We start from the raw sequence: 2,803 nt of genomic DNA on the forward strand, positions 1-2,803 counted from the left end.
GAGTCAGCTGGACCAGCCGGGAGAAAGTACGGGCCCGTTCGGGATAAGGATTCCCGTATGCGGCGGATACCTCGGCTTTTTGCAGCCGGGTGTCAGCTGATTGCCGTGACTTTTACCTGCGGGCGCACCGTGGCGGGGCCGGTTGAGCCGCGGACGACCAACTCGGGTTCGAAGAGCAGCTCTTCCGGGCGGGCGACGAGGCTTTCCATCTGGTTGACCAGCAGCGCGACGGCGGCCTTGCCCATCGGCTCGATCGGCTGCCTGACCGTGGTGAGCGGCGGATCGGTGCAGTTCAGCCAGCCGGAGTCGTCGTAGCCGATGACCGAGACGTCGCCCGGCACCGACAGGCCCGTGCGGCGCGCCGCGCGGATCGCGCCGAGCGCGAGCACGTCGCTGGCGCAGATGATGCCGGTCACGCCCTCGCGCAGCATCCGGGTAGTCGCCGCCTGGCCGCCCTCCAGCGAGAACAGCGCGTGTTCCACCGGCGTGACGGTCAGGCCGGCGCGCGCCGCCTGGTCGCGGAACGCGGCCAGCTTCCGCCGCGACGGCATGTGGTCCTCAGGGCCGAGCACCAGCCCGATGCGCTCATGGCCCAGCGCGGTGAGGTGGCCGAACGCCTGGGACGCCGCGGACAGGTCGTCGGTGGCCACGCACGGGAAGTCGAGGTTGTCGACCGCCGCGTTGATGAGCACGACGGGGACGCCGCGGCTGTGCAGCAGCCGGTAGTGGTCGTGCGGGGCGGCGATCTCGGCGAAGTGACCGCCGGCGAACACGACCCCCGACGCGTGCTGCTCGAGCAGCATGTCCACGTAGTCGGCCTCGGACAGGCCGCCGGCGGTGCGGGTGCAGAGCACCGGGGTGAACCCGCGCTGCGCTAGCGCGCCGCCGATGACCTCGGCGAGCGCGGGGAAGATGGGGTTCTGCAGTTCGGGCAGCACCAGGCCGATGAGCCGGGCGCGCTGCCCGCGCAGCTGGGTGGGGCGCTCATACCCCAGCACGTCCAGGGCGGTGAGGACCGCTTCCCTCGTGCTGTCGGACACGCCGGCCTTGCCGTTGAGTACCCGGCTCACGGTGGCCTCGCTGACCCCGACCTTCTTGGCGACCTCGGCCAGCCGCCGGGCTGGAGTTCGCGTCATGTCCGCAACGATACGGCATTTACCAGCAAAAGTTTGCGTGACGCAGGTCACCCATGGTGCGGCACTGGGCTGGCCTGGCCGCCGAGATGGAACTTTTCCGGGGTATGCGTCCAGGATCACCGTGACAAAGTTGTGTCTTTGCATTCTTTCATCAACATCTTGCCGCCGGATGTCGATCTCTGTATGTTCCTCGTAATGGTGACGGTGCCCCAAGGAAGGGATCGATCGATGATCAGACAGCGTTACCGACCGAGCTACCGCCCGCTCGCGGGAGTCGCCGCCGCGGCGGGCCTGATCCTCGCCGTCGCGGCCTGCTCGAGCGGCTCATCTAGCGGTGGTTCGGCCTCGGCCGGCGGAAAAGTGACCGTCAGCATCGACTGCGCGCCGCCCGCGGCGCAGCAGCCAGTGCAGCACAAGGAGTGGATTGAGGACATAGCCATCTTCGAGAAGGCTAACCCCAACATCACCATCAACAGCGTCTACAACTACCCGTGCGACGCGGTACCGGCGACGTTCACCGCGATGCTGCGCGCCGGGACCGAGACGAACCTCTACTACGCCTATTTCACTGACCTGCCCCAGATACTGCTGGCCGGCCAGGCAGCGAACATCACCAAGTACGTGAACACAACCACCGTGCCCCTGCTCAACGACATCGCGCCGAGCTCGATGAAGGCGGATGAGGCGGGCTCGACTCTCTACGGCCTGCCGACCTCCAACTACACCCAGGGCCTCATCTACAACAGGAAGCTCTTCTCCGAGGCGGGCCTCAACCCCGACCAGCCGCCGACTACCTGGGCGCAGGTCGAGACGGACGCCACCGCCATCGCCAAGCTCGGCAACGGCATCGAGGGCTGGGGCGACTACAGCGCGGGCAACAACGGCGGCTGGCACTTCTCCTCCTACATGGACGCACTGGGCGGCAGCACTGTCAACAACAGCGGCGCCGCACCGACGGCGAACTTCAATAACGCCGACGGCACGGCGATCCTGACGGCACTGCACACCCTGCGGTTCACCGACAAGGCGATGAGCCCCACCCAGGGCCTGGCCTGGGGCACGCTGCAGCAGCAGTTCGCCGCGGGCAAGCTCGGCATGTACATCGGCGCGCCGGACGACATCTACAACGTGATCGTGCCAACCGACAAGGGCAACCTGAGTGACATCGGGATGGGCGCGCTGCCCAGCCTGACCGGCACCCCGGCGGGCTCGCTGTCGGGTGGCAACAGCTTCATGTTCTCCCCGAAGGACACCCCGGCGCAGATCGCGGCCGGCGTCAAGTGGCTCAACTTCGAGGACCTGACGCCCGGCGTCGGCCAGTTCAACTTCCAGCGGCAGAAGGCAGACGGCTTCACGGTCGGCTTCCCCGAGCCCCAACTGTTCGACGGCGCGAGCGGCACCAAGGTCAACCAGCTGCGTACTCAGTACGCGACGATTCCGGTCTCGCAGTACACGTCGTACGTCAACGCGCAGGAGAAGGGCGACGGAGAGCCGACCGATGCCCAGGCCGTCTACAAGACGCTTGACCCGGTCATGCTCGCCGTGCTGACCGAGCCGAGCGTCGACATCCCGGCCCTGCTCAAGACCGCCTCTGCCAACGTCAACACGATCCTGGCGAATTCGGGGGCGTAGGACAGGAAGCCGAATTCGTTCGGGCGACTCCTTAT

General features: G+C 67.1%; 2 protein-coding genes. One reads left to right on the forward strand and one right to left on the reverse strand.

Translation table 11 applies throughout. The annotated features are described in order from the left end of the window. Window positions 1-92 precede the first annotated feature (92 nt). Window positions 93-1,136, reverse strand: a complete 1,044-nt coding sequence (locus tag WA805_RS05365) for a LacI family DNA-binding transcriptional regulator (protein WP_422270798.1) — start codon at window positions 1,134-1,136, stop codon at window positions 93-95. A gap of 228 nt (window positions 1,137-1,364) precedes the next feature. On the opposite strand from WA805_RS05365, the gene WA805_RS05370 reads away from it, so the two are divergent. Further along, the gene (locus WA805_RS05370) at window positions 1,365-2,768 is read left to right on the forward strand and encodes an extracellular solute-binding protein (RefSeq protein WP_422289417.1); all 1,404 of its coding nucleotides are present in this window, start codon (window positions 1,365-1,367) and stop codon (window positions 2,766-2,768) included. Window positions 2,769-2,803 lie beyond the last annotated feature (35 nt).

The sequence above is a fragment of the Trebonia sp. genome (assembly GCF_049794275.1).
Classification (GTDB): Bacteria; Actinomycetota; Actinomycetes; order Streptosporangiales; family Streptosporangiaceae; genus Trebonia.

Excerpts from the sequence above, each read along its gene's own strand:
- WA805_RS05365 (WP_422270798.1), bottom strand. The coding sequence starts at position 1,136 with ATGACGCGAACTCCAGCCCGGCGGCTGGCCGAGGTCGCCAAGAAGGTC.
- WA805_RS05370 (WP_422289417.1), top strand. The coding sequence starts at position 1,365 with ATGATCAGACAGCGTTACCGACCGAGCTACCGCCCGCTCGCGGGAGTC.